The sequence below is a fragment of the Mesorhizobium sp. M0136 genome (assembly GCF_040322515.1).
Classification (GTDB): Bacteria; Pseudomonadota; Alphaproteobacteria; order Rhizobiales; family Rhizobiaceae; genus Mesorhizobium.
Genome location: NZ_JAMYTP010000003.1, coordinates 276,652 through 301,124, shown reverse-complemented (window position 1 = coordinate 301,124; position 24,473 = coordinate 276,652). Strand labels below are relative to the sequence as shown.

Here is a 24,473-nt window from a genome sequence, read left to right as displayed (position 1 = left end):
CCTTCCGGTTTGCTGGAGCAGCCGGAATGGCAACGCTGGATTTCAGTCCGATCGCCGACACCACAAGACGCGCCGAGATCGTGGCGCTGCTCCGGCGGGCGATCCTGACCGGCCAGTTGGAACCTGGGCAGAAGCTCAACGAACTCAGGATTTCCGAGCAGATGCGGGTGAGCCGCGCGCCGCTGCGCGAGGCGATGCGCGAATTGGTGCAGGAAGGTATCCTGACCAGCATCCCCTACGCCGGAACCTTCGTCATCGACGTTACCGCGAAGGACATCGACGATGCCTATTCGCTCAACAAGGTGCTCGACGAATTCGCCATCGCGCGGACCTGGCCGCTTCGCGACCAGCGCTTCTTCGACGAGCTCGACCGGCGCCATGCGGCGGTGAAGCAGGCGACGCGCGAACTGGACACGACGCGGCAGATCGAAACGGCGCTGCAACTGCATGGCCTGATCCACGAATGGGCCGACAATTCGGTGCTGCTCGAGACGTGGCAGCGGCTGACCAGCCGGCTGCAGATGTATTTCGCGCTGCACCAGCGGGCGCGCAACGAGCCGGTGCCTGCCGAAGATGCTCACGAGACCTATGTACGGCTGCTCAAGGGCAGCGACATGCGCGCTGCCCAGCGCCACGCCAAGGAGCACATCGATTTCGATTTCGAGGCATTGCTCGCCTATGCGCGCGGGCTGGAGCGACGCCGCCCAAATGACGCTGATCGTGCAAGCCTGACCCGCGGCCGGCCAGAAACCGCGTGACGAGCCCGATAAGCTTGGCGGGCCACCCTTAATACCGAAGATAACGGACAGAACACGTGCAGATCAAAACCATCAAGGCCTACCATGTCGTGCAGCCCTTCGTTGACGGGCCTTATCGTATGTCCAAGGGGCGCGTCGCCGATGCGTTCGACGCGGTGATCGTCGCCGTCACCGCCGATAGCGGGCTCACCGGCTGGGGCGAGATGGCGCCGCTCGGCAACTTCTATTCGCCTGCCTTCGCCGCCGGCACGCGCGCCGGCGTCGTCGAGATCGCACCGCATCTCATTGGCCATGACCCACGCGGGCTTGCCAGTATCAACAGGCTGATGGACACGGTGTTCAAGGGCCATCCCTACATCAAGTCGGCGCTCGACATGGCATGCTCGGATCTCGCGGCGCGCGCCGCCGACGTGCCGCTGGTCACCCTGCTCGGTGGGCGCGAAAGTGAGACGGCCGAACTCTACAAGGTCGTCACCCACGGCACCGTCGACGCGATGGCCGCACTCGCCAAGCGCATCTTCAACGACGGCTTTCACCGGCTGCAAGTCAAGGTCGGCGGCAACGTCCATGACGACATCGAACGCGTCACAGCCGTCGCCGCCGCCGTGCCGAAGGGCACCGTCATCTTCTGCGACGCCAATGCCGGCTGGACGCCTTACCAGGCGCGCCAGTTCGCCGATGCGACGCGCAACATCGACTACACGTTCGAGCAGCCCTGCACGACGATCGACGAATGCCTGTCGGTGCGCCGCTCGCTCGACAAGCCGATGGTGCTCGACGAATCCGTCGCCTCGCTGGACGATATGCTCGACATCCATCGCAAGGGGGCCGCCGACGGGCTGACGCTGAAGATCTCACGCCTTGGCGGCGTCACCAAAACGCGCCAGATCCGCGACCTTGCCGTCGACCTCGGCTTCATGATCACGGTCGAGGACACTGGCGGCGCCGAGATCGACACATCGGCCATGGCGCATCTGTCGCTGTCGACGCCGGAGGAGCGCCGGCTGCACGCCATCGCCTTTCACGAATGGGTGACGGTGCGCACCGCATCCAACATGCCGCCGGTTTCGGGAAGCCGTATGGGCATTCCGGATGGGCCGGGCCTCGGCATCGATGTCGTTCCCGGCCTGCTCGGTGCGCCCTTCTTCGAAATCGGCAGCTGAACTGCAATAAGGCTGCACCGAATCAACCTGAATATGCCGCGTCTTTCTGACTGCGGAGGCACGGCCGTGTGGATTGACCGCTCATCCAATCGTCTTCGACCGATTGCAGAGCGGCAATGCCCAATTGCCGGTTGAAATATTTTTCATTTGCAAATAGAAATGTTCAAAACGTTGATTTGGACGCTGCGGCGCGTCAGGAACTGGAGGAAGCGACATGTCCCATCCGCAATTTGCAGCGGAACTTCTGCAGCGCGCTGAACAGCAGGGGCCGATCACCATCGGGCTTGCCGGCGCCGGGCAGATGGGCACCGACATCGTCGTCCAGGTCGCGCTGATGCCGGGCATGCGGATCGGCGCCATTTCCGAAGTCAGGCCGCAGGCAGCGATCGACGCGGCGCTGCTCGCTGGCCATGACCATTCCGACATCGTTCAGGCCGGCAATGCCGCGGCGATCGACCGCGCCATCGAGGCGGGCAAGATCGCGGTGACCGAAGATTTGCATGCGCTGGCGGCGGCCGGCCGGATCGACGTCATCATCGACGCAACGGGCAATCCCAATATCGGGACGCTGTTTGCGCTCGAAGTGATGAAGAACGGCAAGCATATCGTCATGCTCAATGTCGAGGCCGACATCACCATCGGCCGCTTCCTCAAGGAGGAGGCACGCAAGGCCGGCGTCGTCTATACCGGTGCCGCCGGCGACGAGCCCGCCTGCACGCTGGAGATCATCGGCTTTGCCAAAAGCCTCGGCTTCAACATCATCGCCGCCGGCAAGGGCAAGAACAATCCGCTGAAGATCGACGCCATGCCGGCCGACTACGAGAAGGAGGCGGCCGAGCGCAACATGAATGCGCGCATGCTGGTCGAATTCGTCGACGGCTCGAAGACGGCGATCGAAATGGTGGCAATCGCCAATGCTACCGGCCTGGTGCCCGATGTGCCGGGCATGCACGGCCCGACCGCGACGCTGGAGGAGCTGGCAAGCGTGCTTTGCCCGCGCGAGGACGGCGGCGTGCTGCACCGCAAGGGCGTTGTCGATTACTCGATCGGCAAGGGTGTGGCGCCCGGCGTGTTCTGCATCATCGAAACCCGGCATCCGCGTGTGCTGGAGCGCATGATCGACCTCAAGGTCGGCCAAGGCCCCTATTTCACGATCTTCCGGCCCTATCATCTGACCAGCCTGGAAGTGCCGCTGTCGGCGGCGCGCGCGGTGGTCTACAAGCGTGCCGACATGGAGCCGCTCGACCATCCGGTCGCCGAGGCGGTGGCGGTTGCCAAGAGCGATCTCGGCGTTGGCCAATCTCTCGGCATGATCGGCGAGAACGACTATCGCGGCTTCGCCATGACCTGGGAGGATGCGCGCGCCCGCGGCGCCCTGCCGCTCGGCCTTGCCGAACGCGCCAAGGTGGTCAAGCCGCTCAAGACCGGCGACTTCCTGACCTATGAAAATTGTGTACCCGACGATTCGATGGTGATAACCCAGATCCGCCGCCGTCTCGACCAGTCAGACGGACGGTTCGCCACCAACGCGGCCTGACCCCGCCGGATCTCCGCCTGATGGAAGATGTCGTAATCGGGATCGACGCCTCGACCACGGCCGTGAAGGCAATTGCCTTCGCGCGCGACGGCGAGGAGCTGTTCCAGGCGCGCGAGCCGTACCCGCTTTCAAATCCGAAGCCCGGCCATTTCGAGCAGGACGCCGAACATTGGTGGAGGGCGCTGCTTGGCGCATTGAAGCAGGTCACCGAGGCGGTCGGCGCTGCGCGGGTGGCGGCGATCTGCATCGCTCATCAGCGCGAGACCTTCACTTTGGTGGACAGCGCCGGCAAAGCACTCATCCCGGCGATCCTGTGGCTGGACGAACGCGCCCGTCCGCAGGTTATCAGGCTTTCGGCCGAACTCGGCCGCGAAGCGATCCGCGACTGGAGCGGCAAGCCGCCGGACCCGACGCCGGCACTCTACGCCGTCGCTTGGCTTGCCGAGCACCAGCCTGAAGTGCTTCGCCAGGCAGCGGCGCTGGTCGACGTGCACGGATTCTTCGTTCAGCGACTGACCGGGCGATTGGTCACCAGCACCGCAAGTGCGGATCCGCTCGGGCTGCTCGACGTCGAGAAAGGTACCTGGCATCCCCGCCTCGTTGCGGCCGCCGGACTGCAGATGGAGCAATTGCCCGAGCTGGCCGCGCCGGGCGCAATTTGCGGCGGGCTTTCCACAACCGCTGCGCAACTGACCGGCCTGAAGGCTGGCACGCCGGTCGTTGCCGGCGCCGGTGACGGCCAAGCTATGGGCCTCGGCATGGGCGTCTACGGGGAAGGCAAGAGCTATCTCTCGCTCGGCTCCGGCGTGGTCAGCGGCTGCTATTCCGGCAAGGTGAAAACCTCGGACGCCTTTCGAACGCTGGTCTCGCCGACCGGCTCCGGTTTCATGCTGGAGACCGTGCTGCGCTCGGGCATGCAGCTGGTCGACTGGATCGTTCGCACGACCGGTTCGCCGTCGGTGGCAGCGCTGGAGAAGGCTGCGCTGGATGTTGCCGCGGGCAGCGAGGGCCTGCTCATCATGCCCTATTGGGCCGGCGTCATGAGCCCCTATTGGGACGGTGCGGCGCGCGGCGCCATTGTCGGCCTGTCGCTGGACCACCGGCCGGAGCATCTCTTCCGCGCTGTCCTGGAAGGCATCGCCTTCGAGCAGGCCGTCGCCACCGAGGCCATGGAAGCCCGGGCCGGCGGGCCGGCGGCGATGATTGCCGCCGGCGGCGGCACCAATTGCGCGCTGCTCATGCAGATCATGGCAAGCGTGCTCGAGCGGCCGCTCTCGGTTTCGCCGGTCAACGAAGCCGCCGCACTCGGCGCTGCGATGCTGGCGGCAGCGGCTATCGGCTGGTTTGCCTCGCCGGAAGCCGCAGCAGAGGTAATGGCTGCCGCTCCCACCAGGCATGTCGATCCGGTCGACGGGCTTGTCGCCGCCTATCGCGACCGCAAGGCAATCTACCGCGACCTTTACCAAGCGACGCGCGATATCCATAGCCGCCTCGGCGCTCTCGGCGAAATCTAGCGGTTGAGCAGGCCCTTTGCCGCGTCTTCGTCGGTGATCAGAACCGATACTTTGGTGTTGGCGAGCGCAGCCCGCATCACCGCAACCTTCTCGCTGCCTCCCGACACCAGGATGATGCTCGGGATATCTGACAGATCCTGCAGCGGATAGGCGCAGACGCGGCGGTTGACCTCGTGGTCGACCGGGCGGCCCTCGGCGTCGATGAAATGACACAGAATATCGCCGACGGCACCGGCCGCCTGCAATTCCTCCAGTTCGCTTGGCTTGATGAAGCCATAATTGGCGATCGGGCTGTCGTTGGAAAACGAGCCGACGCTGAGCACGGCGATGTTTGCCCGGCGTGCGCGGAAGACGACGTCCTGAACGCTGCGTTGGCTCATGAAGGCGTCGCGCTGCTCCGGCCTGTCGGCATAGACCGGCACCGGCAGCAGGAAGCACTCCGCACCGATCTTTTCGGCGAAATCCCAGGCGCTTTCTGTCGGGTTGAGCGGCTGGGCATGGGTGAGGCCGCCAAGCATCGAAACCACCGTCGTCCTGGCGATGGGCCGCCGCGGCAATTCATTGATGGCGAATTTCAGTGTCCGCCCCCAGCCCAGCGCGATGACATCGCCGGCATTCACATGGTCGGCCAGGTAGGCGGCAGCGGCGTGGCCGATCATCAGCGGCGCATTGCTTCGGTCGGCTGCCGACGGCACGACCACGGCTTGGCTGAGCCCGAACCGCTGCTTCAGGCTTTCCTCCAAAATCACGCATTCGACGACGCTGTCGCGGATGCGAAACTGGACGACCCCCTCTTCGCGGGCGGCGGAGAGAATGCGATGCACCTTGATGCGGCCGATGCCGAGAATTTCGGAAATCCGTTCCTGTGTAAGACCCTCGACGTAATAGTGCCAGGCGGCGCGGGCCTTGAGTTCAGCGTCGGGGAAGCGCGAGGCTCTTTCGTTCTCTACGATCGTCATCTGTTTGCCTTGCCGCAGCCGCCGGCTCTGCTCATGAAATTCCAATGCGGCGACTTCGAAATGCCCAAGATTTCGGAGACCTTGCGTAAGGCAAACCGGCGGACAGCGCAAACCCGTCCTCGAATGAAGCGGCAGGCCTTGACAATTTTCCGACGAACAGTTTAGCTGAACAAAATTGCATGTTAAAGATAAATTGTTCACAGGGAGGAGCCTGGTGAGCAAAGTGGCCCGGTGATGCAGCGCCGGATTGCTGTGGAGGAGACAAAGTGGCTGTGAGCAACGACACAAGCAATTTGAAGGCAGGCGAGTTGAAGGCAGGCTCTGGCGCGCAGGCTACGGCGGGCGCAAGGTTTTCAGCTGTCTTTGCCGGAACCATGGGTCCGCTGATCGGGCTGGTTCTGCTGTGCCTGGCGCTCTCGCTGACCACCGACACGTTCCTGACCATCCGCAACATCCTCAACGTGCTCGACCAGGTCACCGTGCTCGGCATCATGGCGATCGGCATGACGCTGGTCATCCTGATCGGCGGCATCGACCTGTCCGTCGGCTCGGTGCTGGCACTGGCTTCCATGGTGATGGGCTTCGTCGCCCATCCGGACTATCTCAATCTCGGCCTGCCCGCCGGCATCGCCGCGGCCCTCGTCGTCGCCGGTCTTTGCGGCCTGGTTTCGGGCCTGCTGGTCACGATCACCAAGCTGCCGCCCTTCATCGCCACGTTGGCGATGATGTCGGTGGCGCGCGGTCTCGCCAACATGATCACCGACGGCTCGCAGATCGTCGGCTTTCCCGACTGGTTCACCAGCCTGTCGATCATCCGGCATTTCGGCTTCCTCTCGGTCACCGTCGGGCTGATGATCGTGCTTGCCGTCATTTTCGCAATCTTCCTCAACTACCGCGCCACCGGCCGTAGCCTGTACGCAATCGGCGGCAGTGCCGAAGTCGCCCGGCTGTCCGGCATACCGGTCAAGTCGCTGACGAACTGGGTCTATGCGATCTGCGCCGTGCTGGCCGGTCTCGCCGGCATCGTGCTTGCCGCGCGGCTCGATTCCGTCCAGCCGAGTTCCGGCCTCGGCTACGAACTCGACACCATCGCGGCGGTAGTGATCGGCGGCGCCAGCCTGTCGGGCGGCGTCGGCTCGATCGGCGGCACCGCCATCGGCGTCCTCATCATCGGCGTGCTGCGCAACGGGCTGAACCTGCTCGGTGTCTCGCCCTTCATCCAGCAAGTGGTTATCGGCGTGGTGATCGCGCTGGCGGTGGCCACCGACACCTGGCGGCGCCGAGCACAATGAAGAATGGGGCACAATGAAGAATTGGCTCAATGAGATTCACCCGGATATTCGGGCGAAAACGGATCGGTGATCCGAAACTGGGAGTTGTTCGGCCAAGGGGCGCCGCGATGCGCGGGCAGGACAGATCGAACATCAACGGAGGAATAACATGCTGACCAAACGTTCATTGCTGCTTGCCGCCGCGGCCGTCATCCCGCTGCTTGGCCTGTCCGATATGGCCTCGGCCAAGGAGGCCAAGAAGCTCGGCCTCGCCGTCGCCAATCTGCAGGCCGACTTCTTCAACCAGATCAAGCAATCCGTCGAAGCCTATGGCAAGGAAAAGGGCATCGAGGTCGTTACCGTCGATGCCAAGGGCGATTCGGCGACCCAGGTCAGCCAGGTGCAGGACCTGATCACGCAGAACATCGATGCGCTGATCTACATTCCGGCGGGCGCCACCGCCGCCACCGTGCCGACCAAGACGGCCAAGGCGGCCGGCATCCCTGTCATCAATGTCGATCGCAACGCCGACGGCGCACCCGGCGACACCTTCATCGCCACCAACAGCGTGGCATCTGCCAAGGCGGTTTGCGACTACATCGCCAAGCAGGCCGGCGGCAAGGGCGAGTTGATCATCATCCACGGCCAGAAGGGTACGACGCCCGAGGTCGATCGCTCGAAGGGCTGCGGCGAAGCGTTGAAGGGCTATCCCGACATCAAGGTGGTCGGCGAATTGTGGAGCGAAGGCTGGCACCAGGACGAAGGCTTCAAGCTGACGCAGGATCTGTTGCAGTCGCATCCGGATGTGTCGATCGTCATCGGCCAGGCCGACGCGCTGGCGCTCGGTGCGGCGCAGGCGGTAAAGGTCGCCAATCCCGGCCATAAGGTCTGGGTTGCCGGCTTCGACGGCGACGTGGCGGCGCTCAAGGCACTGAAGGACGGCGTCTTCGACGTGACGGCAACGCAGCAGACGCAAGGCATGGGCCGGCTTGCCGTCGACGCGGCAATCAAGCTGGTGGCCGGCGAGACCATTCCCGCCGAACAGCTGCAGGATGCGACTTTGACCACCAAGGACAATGTCGAGCAGTTCATCGCCAAGCATCCCTGATTAAGACCAGTCCGGCAGTCAACGAGCGCAACGATGTCCACCGATCCTCGCCACACGCACAGCCCCCATAACGGGCTCGTCGTCAGCGGCCTCTGCAAGAGCTACGGGCCCGTGCAGGTCCTGGCCGATGCGAGCTTCGAGGTGCGGCCGGGCGAGGTCGTGGCGCTGCTTGGCGAAAACGGCGCCGGCAAGTCGACCGTCTCGAACATCATCGCCGGGTCGACGAAACCCGATGCCGGCACCATCACCTGGCGGGGGAACCCTTATTCCCCCGCCAATCCTGCCGCGGCGATCGACGCCGGCATCGGCATGATCCACCAGGAGCTGAAGCTCTTGCCCGATCTGTCGGTCGCCGAAAACGTCTATGTGGGGCGCCTGCCGATGCGCGGCGGCCGCATCGACCGCGCGGCAATGAATGCACGGGCATCGGCCCAGTTGAAGCGCCTCGGCCTCGATGTCTCGCCCGAGCGCAAAGTGCGCACGCTGCGTATCGCCGCCCAGCAGCAGGTCGAAATCGCCAAGGCGCTGACGCTCAATGCCGAGCTGCTGATCTTCGACGAACCGACGGCCGCCCTTGGCGGCGAGGAAACGGAGCTCCTGTTCCAGCAAATCCGCAAGCTCAAGGCGGAAGGCATGTCCTTCATCTATATCAGCCACCGGCTGGACGAGATCGCCCAAATCGCCGACCGCGTGGTGGTGATGCGCGACGGGCGCATCGTCGCCCGGCACGAGCGCGCCGACATTCCGGTCCGCACCGTGGTCGAGCAGATGGTCGGCCGCAGCGTCGAGCGGATGTTCCCTACGGTATCGGCGCCGGGCAACGACACGCTGCTCGAAGTCGAGAACCTGTCCTCGCCGGAACGCAGCTTTCAAAATGTCAGCTTTTCAGTGCGGGCCGGCGAAATCCTCGGCATTGCCGGGCTGATCGGCGCCGGACGCACGGAGCTGGTGCGGGCGATCGCCGGTGCCGATCCGATCTCATCGGGTTCGGTGCGCGTCGCCGGCAAGCCGGTGCATCTCAACGGCCCGGCGGCGGCGATCAAGGCCGGCGTCGTTCTCGTACCGGAAGACCGCAAGGCGCAAGGCGTGGTGCTCGACCAGACGATCGGCGAGAACCTGGCGATCGGCAATTTCGACCATGTCGCGCCGAATGGCTGGGTGTTCCCGAAGGCGGTGCAGAAATTCGCCGAGGCCGGCATTCGCCGGCTCGGCGTCAAGGGCCGGCCGAACCAGGCGGTCAGCAAGCTCTCCGGCGGCAACCAGCAGAAGGTGATCATCGCCAAATGGGTGTCGCGCCCGCCCAAGGTGTTCATCCTGGACGAGCCGACGCGCGGCATAGACGTCGGTGCACGCGCCGCGATCTATGATGTCATCGCCGACCTTGCCCGTTCCGGCATGGCGGTCGTGGTGGTGAGTTCCGATCTCGAGGAAGTGCTCGGCCTGTCGCATCGCGTGCTGGTGCTGAGCCGCGGCCGGCAACGCGGCATTCTCGACCGCAGCGAAGCGAGCAATGTCGCCGTGATGGAACTCGCCACGAGCTAGGACGGCCCATCGAAACAAAGCGCAGCAGGTGGTATCCTCCCGGGCACCAGACCGCGCGGGGCGCCAGCAACAGAGTTGGCGCCCCTTTATTTCCGGAGGACGGCGGTTGGAACAGAGGGACCGACGATGAAACTATTCGAACTTCATGGTGACGTGGCACTTGTTACAGGCGCCGGCAGCGGCATCGGCCAAGCAATCGCCATCGGCTTGGCCGAGGCCGGCGCCGACATAGCCTGCTTCGGCCACGCCTCCAAAGGCGGGCTGGAGGAGACCGCGCACCGGATCACGGCACTTGGCCGCAAGGCGCTGGTGCTGAACGGCACGGTGACGTCAGAGGCCGATCTCGCGGCCGCGATCGAGCGTACGGAGAAGGAACTCGGCGCGCTGACGGTCGCCGTCAACAATGCCGGCGTCGCCGGAGCTGAGCCGGCGGAGACGCTGTCGCTGGAGAAATGGCAGAAGCTCTACGACGTCAATGTCAGCGGCGTGTTCCTGTCCTGCCAGGCCGAGGCCCGCGCCATGCTGACGCGGCGCAAAGGCTCGATCATCAACATCGCCTCGATGTCAGGCTCGATCGTCAATCGCGGCCTGACCCAGGCGCATTACAATTCGTCGAAGGCCGCGGTCATCCACATGTCGAAGAGCCTGGCCATGGAATGGGCCGATCGCGGCCTGCGCGTCAATGTCGTCAGCCCCGGCTACACGCTGACGCCGATGAACAAGCGGCCGGAGGTCGCCGATCAGGTCAAGATCTTCGAGCGCGACACCCCGATGGGCCGCATAGCGGCGCCGGAAGAGATGGTCGGCCCGACCGTGTTCCTGGCCAGCCGCGCCTCGAGTTTCGTCACCGGCATCGACCTGATCGTCGATGGCGGCTTCGTCTGCTGGTAGGAGAAAAGATGCAGAAGCGATTCCAGGGAAAAACGGCGGTCATCACCGGCGCCAGCGGCGGCATTGGGGCGGCAATGGCCAGGCGCTTCGCCGCGGAAGGTGCGGCGGTCGTCGTCAGCGCCATCGACGCGCGCGTCGATGAGGTTGCCGCCGACCTGAAGGCTGCGGGCGCCAGGGTCGCATCGCTGCGCATGGACGTGACCAGGAAGGACGAGGTCGTCGCTCTCTATGACCTGGCCGAGCAACAGTTCGGCCGCGTCGACATCTCCGTACAGAATGCCGGTGTCATCACAATCGCCAGGGTCGAGGCGATGACAGAGGCCGAATGGGACAAGGTGATGGCGGTCAACACCAAGGGCGTGTTCCTGTGCTGCCAGGAGGCGATCGCGCGCATCCGCAAGCACGGCGACGGCGGCCGGCTGATCAACACCGCATCCGGCCAGGCGCGGCAGGGCTTTATCTACACGCCGCATTATGCGGCCTCGAAATTCGGCGTCGTCGGCATCACCCAGAGCCTGGCCAAGGAAGTGGCAAAGGAGAAGATCACCGTCAACGCGATCTGCCCCGGCATCATCGACACCGACATGTGGGCCTATAACGACGCGGCGTGGGGCAAGCTGATGGGCGATTACAAGCCCGGCGAACTGATGGCCGAATGGGTGAAGAACATCCCGATGGGCCGCGCCGGCAGCGGCGAGGATGTCTCCGGCCTGGTCAGCTTTCTCGCCAGCGACGATGCGGCCTACATCACCGGGCAGACCATCAATGTCGATGGCGGCCTGATCATGTCCTGAGGATACTCGGGCGGTAGTGCCCGGTCCGAATTGCCTGACCGTGACGGCATTACGCGTTGCGAGACATGAATGTTGGTATATATAATTTCATCCCATGAAACGGCTCTGGCGAGATGGGTTCGCCAGGCCGACAGCTGAGATCATGGGACCTTGATAGCTCGCACCTTTCATAGCGCCGCCAGACCGGCGATCGATCTGCGGACTGCCTTGGCGGCAATCCATCGGCAGCCATGACACGGTCCCCTCCGGCACATTTTCACAAAATTGGGCACCATCCGCTCTGCGCCGCTTCAGCGCCGGCAGCAATCTGGCGCCAACGCCCTTGCGCAACGACCAGCTTTTCCAACACAATCAAAAAAAGACGCAAGAAGGGAACGAACGATAACTTCACCAGAGCTTGACAGGAGAACAAGCATGTCACTTCGGAACATGATTTCGAGTTTCTCAATGGGAGCCTTAACACTTGCCGCAGCCGCACTGACATCTTCGGCCTATGCGGCAGCGCCGGAATCCAACGACCCGATCAAGATCGCGCTGTTCGACTGGACCAGCGTCAATCTGAACGCCAAGATCCTCGGCGGCATCCTCGAAAAGCTCGGCTACACCGTCGAGTATCCGACCGCCGACTATCTCTCCAGCCTGACCACCGGCCTGACCAATGGCGACATCGATGTCGGCCTGGAATTCTGGGACACGACGGCCGGCGAGGCGATGAAGGCCTCGGACGCGACCGGCCAGACCGAACGCCTCGGCAAGCTCGGACCCAAGGCCAAGGAAGAATGGTGGTTTCCCGAATATATGAAAGAGAAATGCCCCGGCCTGCCTAACTGGGAAGCGCTGAAAGACCCGAAATGCGCCGAGGCCTTTTCGACCGCCGAAACCGCGCCGAAGGGGCGTTATCTCGGCGGACCCGTGACATGGGAAGGTTTTGACGACGAACGCGTCGAGGCGCTGAAACTGCCCTTCACCGTCATCCATGCCGGCACTGATGCGGCGATGTTCGCCGAACTGGACTCGGCCTATCAGCGCAAGGCGCCGATCATGCTGTGGATCTATTCGCCGCATTGGGCGCCGGCTAAATACAAGGGCGAATGGGTCGAATTCCCCGACTATACGCCGGAATGCTACAACGACCCGAAATGGGGCGTGAACCCCGACGCCAAATATGACTGCGGCAAGCCGCATGGCGAGATCTGGAAATATTCCTGGGCCGGCATGAAGGACAAATGGCCGGTCGCCTACAAGGTCGCGAAAAACTACACGGTCGATACCGACGAGCTCAACAAGATGAGCGGCGAGATCGATCTCGAAGGCAAGACGCCGGAAGACGTCGCCGCCGCCTGGATCGCCGCCCACGAAGCCGACTGGAAAGCCTGGGCCGAGTGACCGTCTGACTGGAAACGCGACGACCCGGCCACTCAGGGCCGGGTCTCGATCCCCTATTCCAGAAGGACGATTGAATGAGCGATACGATTGAACAGGCGGCGAAAGCGGGCAACGATGCACGCCCGATAAAACTTGCCTGTCGCAATGTCTGGAAGCTGTTTGGCGCGGACGCGGCCAATTTCATCCGCCGGCGCGACGGCAAGGCCAGCATGACGGACATCGCCGCGGCCGGACTGGTTGGGGCGGTGCGCGCCGTCGATCTCGAAATCCGCCAGGGCGAGATCTTCATCATCATGGGACTTTCGGGGTCAGGCAAGTCGACGCTGGTGCGCTGCATGTCGCGGCTGATCGAGCCGACCCATGGCAAGGTCGAGTTTGAAGGCAAGGACCTGCTCAAGATTTCCGATGCCGCGCTGATCGAGCTGCGACGCCACCGTATGGGCATGGTGTTCCAGAATTTTGCCTTGCTGCCGCATCTCAACGTACTGGAGAACATCGCCTTTCCCTTGGGCATCCAGGGACAGGACCGGCCGACGCGCGAGGCGCGCGCACGGGAAGTGATCGAGCTGGTCGGCTTGCGCGGCCGCGAGCATTTCTATCCGCGCGAGCTTTCCGGCGGACAACAGCAGCGTGTCGGCATCGCCCGCAGCCTCGCCACGAAGCCGGAAATCTGGTTCCTCGACGAGCCGTTCTCGGCCCTCGATCCGCTGATCCGCCGTGAGATGCAGGACGAGCTGATGCGGCTGCAGACCATGCTGCACAAGACGATCGTCTTCATTACCCATGATTTCGACGAGGCCATCCGGCTGGCAGACCGGATCGCCATCATGAAGGACGGCGAGGTCATCCAGATCGGCACGCCGGAAGAGCTGGTGGTCAATCCGGCGACCGACTATGTCGCCGAATTCACCCGCGATGTCGATCGCGCCAAAGTGATATCGGCGCGCAGCCTGATGCGCGCCTGCGACGGCGCCGAGTACGGCGGCACGGTGGCGCCGGATGCCAAGATATCAAGTTTTTCGGCTGATATCGTCTCTGCCGGCAAGCCCTTCGCGGTGGTCAACGGCACCGGCAAGCCGATCGGCGAGGTCACGCCGCAGGCGGTGATCGATCTTCTCGTCGGCATAGAACGTCGTGGGGCCGGCGCATGACGGTCACGGCAAGCGCCAGCACAGCGAGGCCCCGGCCGGTTCAAACCTGGCTGGCGATCTGGGCCTGCGCGCTCGCCGCCGTGCTTGTCGTCTTCCTGCTGCAGGAAAGCCTGCCCTGGGCGGTCAATTACCCGGCCGGCGCGATCGTTCCTGTCGCAGACTGGGTCGGTGCACTGATGAACTGGGTGAAGTCGAATTTCTCCTGGCTGACCCGTTCGATCACCGCGGTGCTCGGCGTGCCGCTCGATTTCGCGCTCGCTCTTCTGGCCAAGAATTTCAAGATCGGCCATGGCGCCGATATGGTCGTGTTGCCGCGCCTGTCCTGGGTCGGCGTCTGCGCTGCCGCCTACCTTGCCGGACGCGCCGCCGGCGGCTGGAAGCTGGGTGCGCTGGCCGGCGGCTGTTTTCTCTACATCGCGCTGTTCGGGCAGTGGACCAGCGCCATGCTGACGCTGGGCTTAATCTCGATCGCTGTGCCGTTTTGCATCGTCACCGGGCTGTTCGCCGGCATCTGGGCATGGCGCAAGCCCTGGGCGGAGAGGCTGTTGATCTCCCCTGCCCTCGATCTGATGCAGACGATCCCGACCTTCGCCTATCTCATCCCGATGCTGCTTCTGTTCGGCAACAGCCCGGTCTCGGCAATGATCGCGACGGCAATTTTCGCGACGCCGCCAATGGTGCGGGCGACGATGCTCGGCCTGTCGCGGGTGCCGTCGGAGATCGACGATTTCAGCGAGATGGCCGGCTGCACGGCACGGCAGAAGCTGTGGCGGGTGCTGTTGCCGTCGGCGCGGCCGACATTGATGGTCGGCGTCAACCAGGTCATCATGCTGGCGCTCAATATGGTGATCATCGCCTCGATGATCGGCGCCGGTGGGCTCGGCTATGACGTGCTTTTGGCGTTGCGCGCGCTCAAGGTCGGCGAGGCGATGGAAGCTGGCCTCGCCATCGTCGCACTGGCGATTGCACTCGACCGGCTGAGCCAGGCGATCGCGCACAATCACGCCAAGGGCAATGTCCGCCATCAGGCCGGCACCAGCTTCTGGCGGCGTTATCCCAACCTGACGGTGGCCGTCGCCATTCTCGCCGTCACCACGCTGCTCGGCCTGTTCGTGCCGGCCTTCGCCGCGGTGCCGAAAGCGATCACCTTCACCACCGCGCCTTTGTGGAAGGCGGCGGTCAACTGGATCACCATCAACTTCTTCGACACGATCGAAGCGTTCCGCGTGGCGCTGATCCTCAACGTGCTGAACCCGGTGCGCGCCTTCTGCGAGAGCTTTCCGTGGCTGGGCGCGGTTTGTCTCCTTGGCCTTGCCGGATACCAGCTCGGCGGCTTGCGCCTCGCCGCCCTGGTCGCGGCATTGACAGCGTTCTGCGCCGTCACCGGCCTTTGGGAAAAGACCATGGCGACGGTCTATTTGTGCGGCATCTCGGCCTTTATCGCTTGCCTCATCGGCATTCCGATCGGGCTGATGGCATCGCGCAGCGACCGCTTCGAAAAGACCGTCACGCCGGTCATCGACACGCTGCAGGTGCTGCCGTCGTTCTGCTTCATCATTCCGGTGGTGATGCTGTTCAGGGTCGGCGACGTCACCGCGATGATCGCCACCGTCGCCTTCGCCGTGGTGCCGGCGATCCGCTACACCAATCACGGCATCCGGCAGGTGCCGCCGGCGCTGATCGAGGCGGCGAAGGTTTCGGGCTGCACCAGGCGCCAGACCTTCTTTCGCGTGCAGCTGCCGCTGGCCCTTCCAGAGATCATGCTTGGCGTCAACCAGACGATCCTGATGGCACTGGGGATGATCATCATCTGCGCCATGGTCGGCACCCGCGATCTCGGCCAGGAGGTGTTCATAGCGCTGTCCAAGGCCGATTCCGGCCGCGGCATCGTCGCCGGCCTGGCCATTGCCTTCATTGGCATCGTCGCAGACCGGCTGTTCAACGCCTGGACGGCGAAGGCTCGCGCAAGGCTGGGATAGTCCGGAATAGGACGGCCTCAGGAAGCTGCCGCCAAGCGCGCCGTTAACGAGGCACCGATCCCTACGCCTAAAGATATAGCCATTCGGGATGATTGCTCGCTGTTACCTCAAATCGTACGGCTGTCATCGGACGGGCAGGCTCAACAGGAGAGCGAACAATGGCTATACGCGTTCCCTTTACTCCCGGTGATCTAGTAGATCGTCAACGGGGCACCGATGACGTCCTCGCAGGCGATCTAAATACAAACATCTTAATCGGCGATGCTGGCGGCAGCCTGCTAGATTTCTCGAGGGGCGGCAACGACATCTTCACGGGATCGCCATCCTCCACCACCACTGCGTACGGAGATGCCGGCGAGGATGGCTCGGACCACAGCAAGGGCGGCGACGACAGTTTCACAGGCGCCTCGCTGGGCACCTACGTCTTCTACGGTGACGTCGGCGGCAACATGTTCGTTCATGCTCTGGGCGGAGACGACAGTTTTAGGGCCGAGGGCGACTCCTTCAACACTTTTTACGGCGATGCCGGCGGCGATATGTCGGACCACAGCAAGGGCGGCAACGATACGTTGAGCAGTGAAGTGGGTAGACGGGTAGACAACACATTCTACGGTGACGCCGGCGGCGACATGTTCGGCTTTGCTCAAGGCGGCGACGACATTTTCGTGACCAGCACTCGACAAGGAGCCGATCACACCTTTTACGGTGACGCGGGCGGCGAGATGTCCGACCATGGCAAGGGCGGCAACGACACCTTCCAGGGCTCGATAGAAGCCAATAACATTTTCTACGGTGACGCGGGCAGCAACATGTCCGGCAATGCGCAAGGCGGCGACGATAATTTCACGAGCAGGACCGACTCCTTCAACACTTTCTACGGCGATGCCGGCGGCGATATGTCGGCCTACAGCAAGGGTGGCAACGATACCTTCACGGGTAGCTTCTTTTCCACCAACACCTTCTTCGGTGACGCCGGCGGCAACATGTCTGACCATGCTCAGGGCGGCGACGACCACTATACGGACACGGGTGGGGAGATCGGGAGCAAAACTCTTTATGGCGATGCGGGCGGTGATCTTTCCGGTTTCGCCGCGGGCGGCAACGACACTTTCACGAGCGCGGGTGGCTCGGAGATAACGTTCTACGGCGACGCGGGCGGCAGTATGTTCGATCACGCGCTTGGGGGCGACGACGTGGCCGTGTTGCAAGGCACTCATAATTTGGGGTATGGCGATGCGGTCACGATGCTCGGCAGCGCTGTGGGCGGCAATGATACCCTGACTGGCGGGGACAAAAGCGCCTTCCCTGATGTTCTAAACGAGTTATACGGCGACGCGCGCGCTATGTCCGGTTCCGCCCAGGGCGGCAACGACATTCTTACCGGGGGCCAGAACAGCGAAAGCGGCCAAGTCCGTAACTTGCTGTGCGGCGACGCCCTGCAAATGTCCGGTTCGGCCAAGGGTGGAAACGATACCCTGTACGCCGGGAGCGCGGCACCCGGCTGCACGGTCATCAATGACATGTGGGGCGACGGGCATCTGAGCGAGTTGGCTCAGGGCGGCAGAGACCAATTCATATTCAAGGACGATGGTTCAATGACGGTCGGAACCCAAAACACCATTTACGACTTCAGCCAGACCCAAGGCGACACTATCGTGTTTAGCGGCGTGGAGGGCGTGCAATCGTTCGATGATCTCACTATTGCGCAAACTGGAACCGACACCATCATTACCGCGGGAGTCGATCAAGTTACTCTCGCAAACTTTACGAACACGCTGACGACGAGCGACTTTTTGTTCGTCTGAGAGCGAAACTCTTATCCAATTCGAAGAGGCGGAATGCGGTGAGAGTTCGTTGACGATAGTCGCGCGGCCGGTCGCCCCAATTCTGCTCGACCGGCCGATCGACAATCCAAGCCGCAGGTGTGAATCAAATGGCCAGGAATCTCTCGGTCAGTCGAGCCCAGAGCGCTGCGCCGACGGTCAGATTGCCGTCGTTGAAATCGTATTTCGGGCTGTGCAGGATGGCTGAATCCTCGCCGTTTCCGAGGCGCAGGAAGCAACCGGGTTTGTGTTCGAGGAAATAAGAAAAATCTTCGCTGCCGGGGATCAACGGGCAGACGGATACCTTGTCCTGACCGACGAGCTCGACAGCGACGTCTGTCGCGAAGGACGTCTCGCCCTCGGAATTGATCACCACCGGGTAGCCGCGCTCGTAATCGATCTCGACCGTTGCGCCATGCGCCTGCGCCACAAGTGCTGCGATACTGCGAATACGCTGCTCAAGCGTGTCGCGAATCTCGGCCGAGAAAGAGCGGACGCTCAGCGTGATCTCGGCGTGTTCCGGGATGACGTTGGAGGCCGTGCCGCCGTGAATGGTGCCGACGGTAACGACAGCCGTCTCGATCGGGTTGACGTTGCGCGACACCACCGTCTGCAGCGTCATGACGATGTTGGCGGCAGCGACGATCGGGTCGACCGTCAGGTGCGGACGCGAGGCGTGGCCGCCACGCCCGGTTATCTCGATCGTGACGGTATCGCTCGCCGCCATCAGCGGCCCGGCGCGCATCAGGAACGAACCCGTCGGCGCGCCCGGATGGTTATGCAGCCCGAATATCGCATCGCAGGGAAAGCGCTCGAACAGGCCGTCGGCGATCATCGCCTGCGCCCCGCTTCCCTTGCCGGCTTCCTCGGCCGGCTGGAAGATGAGGTTCACCGTGCCGTTAAAATGCCGCGTGCGCGCCAGGTATTCGGCGGCGCCGAGCAGCATCGTGGTGTGGCCGTCATGGCCGCAGGCGTGCATCTTGCCGCTGGCCTGGCTGGCATAAGGGAGATTGGTCGCTTCGGTAATCGGTAAGGCGTCCATGTCGGCGCGGATGGCGATGCTGCGGCCGCTGCCCTGGCGCAAGCGGCCGACGACGCCGAGCCCGCCGACATTGCGCGTCACCTCGTAGCCCCAGCCTTCGAGCCGTTCGGCAACGTATGCAGCCGTTTCGTGCTCCTGGAATGAAAGCTCGGGATGCGCGTGCAGGTGCTGGCGAACCGCCGCAAGCTCGGCGGCCTTGTCGGCGAAGTCGGAAATGTCGGCGAACTGGTTGGAGGTCTTTGGCATGGAAGGTCCTTTGCCGAGCACGTAATCGTGCCGGCTTTGCTGTCAGATGAAACGGCTTAAAAAGGCCCGCGTGCGCGGGTGCCTGGGTTTGGCGAGAACCTCGTCCGGAGGCCCGGCCTCGATCACATTGCCGTCGTCCATGAACACCACCCGATCCGCCGCCCCGCGGGCAAAGCCGATCTCGTGCGTGACGACGATCATGGTCAAGCCCTGCTTGGCAAGATCACGCATGGTGGAGAGGACCTCGCCGACCAGTTCCGGATCGAGCGCCGACGTCGGCTCGTCGAAGAGCATCAATTTCGGGCGGATGGCGAGCGCGCGGGCGATGGCGACGCGCTGTTGCTGGCCGCCTGAAAGCTGGCGCGGATAGGCGTCGATCTTGTCGGCGAGACCGACACGGGTCAGCAGTTCGCGGGCGTAGCCGATCGCCTCCTTGCGGTTCTCCCGGTGAACGCCGACCGGAGCCTCGATGACGTTCTGCAGGGTCGTCATGTGTGGATAGAGGTTGAACTGCTGGAACACCATGCCGATCTTGCGCCGCTGCGCCGCGATCGCCCGGTCGGAGAGTTTGTCGAGCCGGCCGTTGTGCAGCCGGTAGCCGATCTGCTCGCCGTCCACCTCGATCGACCCTTGGTCGATCGCCTCCAGATGATTGATGCATCGCAGGAAGGTTGATTTGCCGGAGCCGGACGGTCCGAGAATGACCACCACCTCGCCAGGCGCGACGTCCAGGTCGATGCCCTTCAGCACCTCGAGCGGGCCGAACGCCTTGTGAACGTTGCGCGCCCTGACCAGGGGCGTGTCATGCGCGCTCATTGGCGGCCTCCAGTGTGGCGGTCGCCGTCTTCTCACGCGCGCCGCGGTCGCCGCGGCTGTAGTGGCGTTCGATCGCGCCTTGCGCCACGTTGAGAATCGAGGTGATCAGCAGGTACCACAGCACTGCAACCATCAGCAGCGGAATGATTTCGAAGGTGCGGTTGTAGATCGACTGCACCGAGTAGAGCAGGTCGGCCATGGCGATGACGCTGACAAGCGAGGTCGCCTTGATCATGCTGATCAGCTGATTGCCCGTCGGCGGCACGATCGATCGCATCGCCTGCGGGATGATGATGCGCCGCAAGGCCCGCGCGCGGGTCATGCCGAAGGCTTCAGCCGTTTCGGCCTGTCCCTTGTCCACCGACAGCAGCCCGCCACGAATGATCTCGGCCATGTAGGCGGCCTCGTTCAGCGCCAGACCAAGAACGGCGGCCGTCAAAGGCGTGATCAGGTCGTTGGTGTTCCAGCTGGCGAAGCCGATGGAAATGCGCGGAAACAGCGTCGAAAGGTTGTACCACAGGATCAATTGCACCAGCAGCGGCGTTCCGCGGAAGAACCAGATGAACAGGCCGGAGAGAAAGGATGCCAGCCTGTCGTTCGACATGCGCGCGATGGCGAGCAGCAGGCCGAGCACTATGCCCAGGATCATCGCCACGACCGTCAGGCCGAGCGTTACGGAAAGCCCCTGCATGACCGTCGGATCGAAGAAATACTGGGCGACCACCGGCCAGCCGAAATTCGGGTTGACCGCCACGATATAGGCGAAGCCGGCGGCGACGGCGACGGTGAATGCCCAGAGCGCCAGCCGGACGAGCGGGAATGGCCGGTGGGCTCGTTTGACGTCGCGCAGCGCGTCGTCGGGACGTCGCGGCAGCCCGGCCGCGTAGGCAGCGGTCGCGTCGGTCATGGCAGCCTCTACTGGCCCTGGTTGATGCCGGGCGCGTCGATCATGTTCTTCTCGAGGCCCCACTTCTTCATCACCGCGGCGTAGGTGCCGTTCTTCATCAGGATCTTGAAGGCGTCGAGCAGCACGCCGCCCAGCGGCGAACCCTTCTTGACGACGGCGCCTTGGTAGATGTCCTTGAAGCCGTTGGCCTGGCCGACCCCGGCGAGTTCCAGCTGGCCCTTCGCCTGCTCGACGAAATAGGTCAGCGGCGCCTGCGAGGAGAAGAATGCGTCGGAGCGCTTTGACCGGACGGCCAGTATCGAGCTTGGCTGGTCAGTGAAGGATTGCACCTCGACGGCCGGCTTGCCGCCCTCGGTGCATTTCTGCGCCTGCTGCTTGATGACCTTTTCGGCCGAACCACCCGACATGACGGCGATGCGCTTGCCGCACGCGGTGTCGAGCGAGGTGATGCCTTGCGGGTTGCCTTTCTCGACGGCGAAGACAACGTATTCGCGCACCCAATCGACGAAGTCGTTGGATTTCTGGCGGTCGGGATAGTCGCCGACAGGCCCCATCGCGAACTGATAACGGCCGGCATTGATGCCGCTCAGCAAAGCCGGCAGGCCGGCGACGGAGGCATGATCGACCTCGATGCCGAGCAACTGGCCGATGGCGTCCGAAATGTCCTTGGTCGCCCCTGACAGTTCCGTGCCGGTGACGATCTCATAGGGCGGGAACGAGCCGTTGTTGACGGCCGTGATCTTTCCCGCCGTGCGGATCTCCTCCGGCAGCCGGGCCCGCAAGTCTTCGTTCACCGATTGCTTCTGGATATCCTGGGCAAAGCTGGCCTGCGCCAGCATGGTGACGAGCGAGGCGAATATGAAGCTGATTGTCCTCATGGCATTCTCCTTCGTGTTCTTCGTTGCGTTGTCAGGTGGCCCGCGACCTGGCCTCGAAAGGAAACAAGGCTTCGGCGGAAATCGGTTCCGTCAGAATGCCCTGGACATGGAGCTCGGTGACGAAATCCTCGATCATGCGCCGGTTGGCAGGCAGGCCGCTGGCGTTCCAGGAGGCAGGCAGGTCGCGCCCCGCATGAAGCAGCTCCTCGAGGACCCACGGCGAGGTGTCGGCATATTTTCGGCGCTTTGCCGTCCAGACGCGCTGGCTTTCGTCGATCAGCCTAGCGAGTTCCTGCGGCAGCCAGGGATGTTCCCTGGCCATTGCGGCCTTGACGGCGACCAGATGCATGCCCGGCACATAACCGACGTCGGCGAAATAGGCGCGTTCGGCCGCGCGAAAATCGCGCAGCACTTGCCGGAAGCCGGAAGCCGGGCCGAAAAAGCCGTCCGGCATGAAGGGCGTGAAAACAGCGTCGAGCTCGCCTTGAGCGAGCAGCTCCATCATCGGGCGTTCGCCCGGTGCTGCTTCGATGCGCCCCGGCCTGCCGAATCCGTCGAGGCGGTCGGCGATCGGGTGCTCGGATGTCAACCGGCCGGCAATCCAATACGCATCCTCGATGCCGACGCCCTCCCGGCGAAGCGCCCCGCGCGTCCACGTGTTGCCGGAATCGCGCCAGCCGGTGACGCCGATACGTTTGCCGGCAAGGTCGGAAAGCTGCTGCAGCGGACTGTCCTCGACCGTGATGATACAGCGATGGCGAAAGCCGCGCATGATGAAACACGGTAGTCCAACCACCGTATCGACGCCCGAAGCCATGGCCGACACATAACGGCTGAACGAGACCTCCGCCGCATCGTAGTTCGGATCGGTGCCGAGATCCGCGATTAGCGTGGCGACACGATCAACCTTCACCGACAGGCGGCTGGAGGCGACGTCACCCAGGACCAAGGGAGTGAGATAGTCCCAATCGCGGGTGGCTATAGTGATCGAAACGGCCATCGGCATGAACTTCAAAGCTATGTTTGACCGGCGATTGGTAAATGTTTATTTTCTGCCGATCAAATGTTATTATGTTATTGAACATTAGCTTCAACGGTCGCCGATGCCGATGGATTTCGATGCAGGATGGTTCGCTGAACGCCTCGGCGACCGCACGATGCGCGGCATCGCGCGCGAGTCCAGTGCGCTGATCAGAAGCGGCGCGCTGCCCGTCGGCGCGAAACTTCCGCCGGTGCGCGATCTGGCCTATGTGCTCGGCGTCAGCCCGGCGACGGTCTCGCAGGCGTGGAGCGAGCTGCGGCGCTACAAGATCATCGGCGGCCGCGGACGCAACGGCACCTGGATCATGGGCAACCGCTTTGCCGCCCGCCCCGAGCGCCACATGAGCGGCGGCAATTACGGACAGGATGTTCTGAACCTGGCGATCGCGGAGCCCGATGTGAGGCTCTTGCCGCCGCTCGACATCGCGCTGGCGCATGGTGCGCGCGCCGAAAAGCTCAACAGCTACGAGCGGGTGCGTATCCTGCCCGAGCTGGAGGCCGCAGTGCGCCCGTCATGGCCGTACGATCCCGGTGCGTTCCTGGCCACCAATGGCGGTTACAACGCCATCTACACCTTGCTGCATGCGCTGGTCCCGCCGGGAGCGCCGGTGGCCATCGAGAACCCGACGGCGCTTCGTCTGCTCGACATCCTCGAGGATCTCGACGTACCGATCATCCCGGTGGATTGCGACGGTGACGGCCCCTTGCCCGACGCGCTCGCCAGCGCACTGCGGCAGCGGCCGGTCGCGTTCCTGTTCCAGCCGCGCGTCCATTCGGTGACCGGCGCCTGCATGTCGCCGGCGCGGCTGGAAGTCATCGGCGACCTGCTCGCCGGTACCGATGTGCTGATTGTCGAAGACGATGGCGTCGGCGATATTGCCTCGGCGCCGCGCATTTCGCTGGGTCGGCGTTTTCCCGATCGCGTCGTCCATATCCTGTCCTATTCCAAGACCCACGGCCCGGACCTGCGGCTCGCCGTCCTGTCCGGATCGGCGACGATCGTCGAGCAGATCCAATCCTACCGCAGCTTCAGCTCGGGATGGACCAGCCGCATCCTGCAGGCGGCCACCGCCTGGCTGCTGCAAGACCCGGCCACGGCCGCCCTGGTGGAGCGGGCGAAGCAGGTCTACCGCCGCCGCCGCGAACGGCTCGCCTGCGAACTGGCCAAACGCAATGTCGTGATCGACGCCGGACACGGTCTCAGCGTCCTCATTCCGGTTGCTTCGGAACCTTACGCGATGGTCACGCTGGCCGCCCACGGCATCGCGGTCCATGCCGGAGCGAAGTTTTCGACCGGAAAAACGAACGCCGTCCGCGTCGCGACCAGCATTCTGGACGAGGAGCAGCTCGAGCACGTCGCAAATTCCCTGGCGCTGGCAGCCGACCCGGCGCGGGAAGTTGTCTGAGGCAAGGCAAACCAGAGGCCGCCGATTGGCGTTGCGAAAGTTCACAGAGCGCCACTTTCGACCGCGCCTTATGACCTCACAAAGTGCAATCTGGCCAAACGGCAACATTCGCCGCGCTTAGGCCTAAACGTCCGCGTCGCGCGAAGAGCAGACTTAGATCGTCCTAAGACTGCAATCGCCCAGCGTAGAACACGAACGGCACATGTTTGGGATCCACCGAATCTGATAATGCTCGGACGTCTTTGAGAAGACCGCTGCAGA

20 protein-coding genes are annotated in these 24,473 nt (G+C 63.5%); 14 read left to right on the top strand and 6 right to left on the bottom strand.

The annotated features are described in order from the left end of the window. Positions 1-26 precede the first annotated feature (26 nt). From NKJ35_RS05165 to NKJ35_RS05150, 4 genes are all read left to right on the top strand, one after another. Entirely contained in the window at positions 27-758 is a 732-nt protein-coding gene (locus NKJ35_RS05165; RefSeq protein ID WP_352645424.1) for a GntR family transcriptional regulator, read from the top strand. 56 nt (positions 759-814) lie between these two features. After that, the gene (locus NKJ35_RS05160) at positions 815-1,921 is read left to right on the top strand and encodes a mandelate racemase/muconate lactonizing enzyme family protein (RefSeq protein WP_352645422.1); all 1,107 of its coding nucleotides are present in this window, start codon (positions 815-817) and stop codon (positions 1,919-1,921) included. Between the two features lie 214 nt (positions 1,922-2,135). Next, positions 2,136-3,458 (top strand): NAD(P)H-dependent oxidoreductase, encoded by a 1,323-nt coding sequence (locus tag NKJ35_RS05155; RefSeq protein ID WP_254820384.1) that lies wholly within the window; start codon positions 2,136-2,138, stop codon positions 3,456-3,458. Between the two features lie 20 nt (positions 3,459-3,478). Beyond that, complete coding sequence (locus NKJ35_RS05150) at positions 3,479-4,972, top strand: xylulokinase (protein WP_352645420.1); 1,494 nt, start codon at positions 3,479-3,481, stop codon at positions 4,970-4,972. On the opposite strand, the gene NKJ35_RS05145 is transcribed toward NKJ35_RS05150, so the two are convergent. After that, entirely contained in the window at positions 4,969-5,931 is a 963-nt protein-coding gene (locus NKJ35_RS05145) for a sugar-binding transcriptional regulator (RefSeq protein ID WP_352645418.1), read from the bottom strand. The genes NKJ35_RS05150 and NKJ35_RS05145 overlap by 4 nt on opposite strands. 308 nt (positions 5,932-6,239) lie before the next feature. On the opposite strand from NKJ35_RS05145, the gene NKJ35_RS05140 reads away from it, so the two are divergent. The 9 genes from NKJ35_RS05140 (at position 6,240) to NKJ35_RS05100 (ending at position 17,858) form a co-directional block, all read left to right on the top strand. Then, positions 6,240-7,223 (top strand): ABC transporter permease, encoded by a 984-nt coding sequence (locus NKJ35_RS05140; protein ID WP_302897181.1) that lies wholly within the window; start codon positions 6,240-6,242, stop codon positions 7,221-7,223. Positions 7,224-7,371: 148 nt separating this feature from the next. Next, on the top strand, positions 7,372-8,310 hold the full coding sequence (locus tag NKJ35_RS05135) for a sugar ABC transporter substrate-binding protein (RefSeq protein WP_254820381.1): 939 nt from the start codon (positions 7,372-7,374) through the stop codon (positions 8,308-8,310). A gap of 33 nt (positions 8,311-8,343) precedes the next feature. Further along, a complete protein-coding gene (locus tag NKJ35_RS05130) occupies positions 8,344-9,852 on the top strand; it encodes a sugar ABC transporter ATP-binding protein (RefSeq protein ID WP_352645416.1) in 1,509 nt (502 codons plus the stop codon). A 126-nt stretch (positions 9,853-9,978) separates the two neighbouring features. Then, a complete protein-coding gene (locus NKJ35_RS05125; RefSeq protein WP_352645414.1) occupies positions 9,979-10,743 on the top strand; it encodes an SDR family oxidoreductase in 765 nt (254 codons plus the stop codon). A gap of 8 nt (positions 10,744-10,751) precedes the next feature. Further along, a complete protein-coding gene (locus NKJ35_RS05120; protein WP_352476591.1) occupies positions 10,752-11,537 on the top strand; it encodes an SDR family oxidoreductase in 786 nt (261 codons plus the stop codon). Between the two features lie 414 nt (positions 11,538-11,951). Beyond that, positions 11,952-12,923, top strand: a complete 972-nt coding sequence (locus NKJ35_RS05115; RefSeq protein WP_352645412.1) for an ABC transporter substrate-binding protein — start codon at positions 11,952-11,954, stop codon at positions 12,921-12,923. A 74-nt stretch (positions 12,924-12,997) separates the two neighbouring features. Continuing rightward, entirely contained in the window at positions 12,998-14,074 is a 1,077-nt protein-coding gene (locus NKJ35_RS05110) for a quaternary amine ABC transporter ATP-binding protein (RefSeq protein WP_352645410.1), read from the top strand. Continuing rightward, the gene (locus NKJ35_RS05105) at positions 14,071-16,053 is read left to right on the top strand and encodes an ABC transporter permease (protein WP_352645408.1); all 1,983 of its coding nucleotides are present in this window, start codon (positions 14,071-14,073) and stop codon (positions 16,051-16,053) included. The genes NKJ35_RS05110 and NKJ35_RS05105 overlap by 4 nt, the downstream gene beginning before the upstream one ends. 158 nt (positions 16,054-16,211) lie before the next feature. Next, the gene (locus tag NKJ35_RS05100; protein ID WP_352645406.1) at positions 16,212-17,858 is read left to right on the top strand and encodes a hypothetical protein; all 1,647 of its coding nucleotides are present in this window, start codon (positions 16,212-16,214) and stop codon (positions 17,856-17,858) included. Between the two features lie 124 nt (positions 17,859-17,982). Here the strand turns inward: NKJ35_RS05100 and NKJ35_RS05095 are convergent, their stop codons facing one another. From NKJ35_RS05095 to NKJ35_RS05075, 5 genes are all read right to left on the bottom strand, one after another. Then, the gene (locus tag NKJ35_RS05095; RefSeq protein WP_352645404.1) at positions 17,983-19,164 is read right to left on the bottom strand and encodes a M20 aminoacylase family protein; all 1,182 of its coding nucleotides are present in this window, start codon (positions 19,162-19,164) and stop codon (positions 17,983-17,985) included. Positions 19,165-19,206: 42 nt separating this feature from the next. Further along, a complete protein-coding gene (locus NKJ35_RS05090) occupies positions 19,207-19,980 on the bottom strand; it encodes an amino acid ABC transporter ATP-binding protein (protein ID WP_352645403.1) in 774 nt (257 codons plus the stop codon). Further along, positions 19,967-20,887, bottom strand: coding sequence for an amino acid ABC transporter permease (locus NKJ35_RS05085; RefSeq protein WP_352645401.1), 921 nt, complete (start codon positions 20,885-20,887; stop codon positions 19,967-19,969). The genes NKJ35_RS05090 and NKJ35_RS05085 overlap by 14 nt, the downstream gene beginning before the upstream one ends. A gap of 8 nt (positions 20,888-20,895) precedes the next feature. Then, entirely contained in the window at positions 20,896-21,726 is an 831-nt protein-coding gene (locus tag NKJ35_RS05080) for an ABC transporter substrate-binding protein (RefSeq protein WP_502904612.1), read from the bottom strand. A gap of 70 nt (positions 21,727-21,796) precedes the next feature. Beyond that, positions 21,797-22,765 carry a substrate-binding domain-containing protein gene (locus NKJ35_RS05075; RefSeq protein ID WP_352645399.1) on the bottom strand — a complete coding sequence of 323 codons (969 nt, stop codon included), beginning with the start codon at positions 22,763-22,765 and terminating at the stop codon, positions 21,797-21,799. A 103-nt stretch (positions 22,766-22,868) separates the two neighbouring features. Between NKJ35_RS05075 and NKJ35_RS05070 the strand changes: the two genes are divergently transcribed. After that, positions 22,869-24,212: an aminotransferase-like domain-containing protein gene (locus NKJ35_RS05070; RefSeq protein ID WP_352645397.1), complete on the top strand. Its 1,344-nt coding sequence runs from the start codon at positions 22,869-22,871 to the stop codon at positions 24,210-24,212. The last annotated feature ends 261 nt before the right edge of the window (positions 24,213-24,473 follow it).

Bases quoted from the DNA above. Each gene is read 5' to 3' on its own strand.
- NKJ35_RS05165 (WP_352645424.1), top strand. From the start codon at position 27: ATGGCAACGCTGGATTTCAGTCCGATCGCCGACACCACAAGACGCGCC.
- NKJ35_RS05155 (WP_254820384.1), top strand. From the start codon at position 2,136: ATGTCCCATCCGCAATTTGCAGCGGAACTTCTGCAGCGCGCTGAACAG.
- NKJ35_RS05150 (WP_352645420.1), top strand. From the start codon at position 3,479: ATGGAAGATGTCGTAATCGGGATCGACGCCTCGACCACGGCCGTGAAG.
- NKJ35_RS05145 (WP_352645418.1), bottom strand. From the start codon at position 5,931: ATGACGATCGTAGAGAACGAAAGAGCCTCGCGCTTCCCCGACGCTGAA.
- NKJ35_RS05135 (WP_254820381.1), top strand. From the start codon at position 7,372: ATGCTGACCAAACGTTCATTGCTGCTTGCCGCCGCGGCCGTCATCCCG.
- NKJ35_RS05130 (WP_352645416.1), top strand. From the start codon at position 8,344: ATGTCCACCGATCCTCGCCACACGCACAGCCCCCATAACGGGCTCGTC.
- NKJ35_RS05125 (WP_352645414.1), top strand. From the start codon at position 9,979: ATGAAACTATTCGAACTTCATGGTGACGTGGCACTTGTTACAGGCGCC.
- NKJ35_RS05120 (WP_352476591.1), top strand. From the start codon at position 10,752: ATGCAGAAGCGATTCCAGGGAAAAACGGCGGTCATCACCGGCGCCAGC.
- NKJ35_RS05115 (WP_352645412.1), top strand. From the start codon at position 11,952: ATGTCACTTCGGAACATGATTTCGAGTTTCTCAATGGGAGCCTTAACA.
- NKJ35_RS05110 (WP_352645410.1), top strand. From the start codon at position 12,998: ATGAGCGATACGATTGAACAGGCGGCGAAAGCGGGCAACGATGCACGC.
- NKJ35_RS05105 (WP_352645408.1), top strand. From the start codon at position 14,071: ATGACGGTCACGGCAAGCGCCAGCACAGCGAGGCCCCGGCCGGTTCAA.
- NKJ35_RS05100 (WP_352645406.1), top strand. From the start codon at position 16,212: ATGGCTATACGCGTTCCCTTTACTCCCGGTGATCTAGTAGATCGTCAA.
- NKJ35_RS05095 (WP_352645404.1), bottom strand. From the start codon at position 19,164: ATGCCAAAGACCTCCAACCAGTTCGCCGACATTTCCGACTTCGCCGAC.
- NKJ35_RS05090 (WP_352645403.1), bottom strand. From the start codon at position 19,980: ATGAGCGCGCATGACACGCCCCTGGTCAGGGCGCGCAACGTTCACAAG.
- NKJ35_RS05085 (WP_352645401.1), bottom strand. From the start codon at position 20,887: ATGACCGACGCGACCGCTGCCTACGCGGCCGGGCTGCCGCGACGTCCC.
- NKJ35_RS05080 (WP_502904612.1), bottom strand. From the start codon at position 21,726: ATGCTGGCGCAGGCCAGCTTTGCCCAGGATATCCAGAAGCAATCGGTG.
- NKJ35_RS05075 (WP_352645399.1), bottom strand. From the start codon at position 22,765: ATGGCCGTTTCGATCACTATAGCCACCCGCGATTGGGACTATCTCACT.
- NKJ35_RS05070 (WP_352645397.1), top strand. From the start codon at position 22,869: ATGCCGATGGATTTCGATGCAGGATGGTTCGCTGAACGCCTCGGCGAC.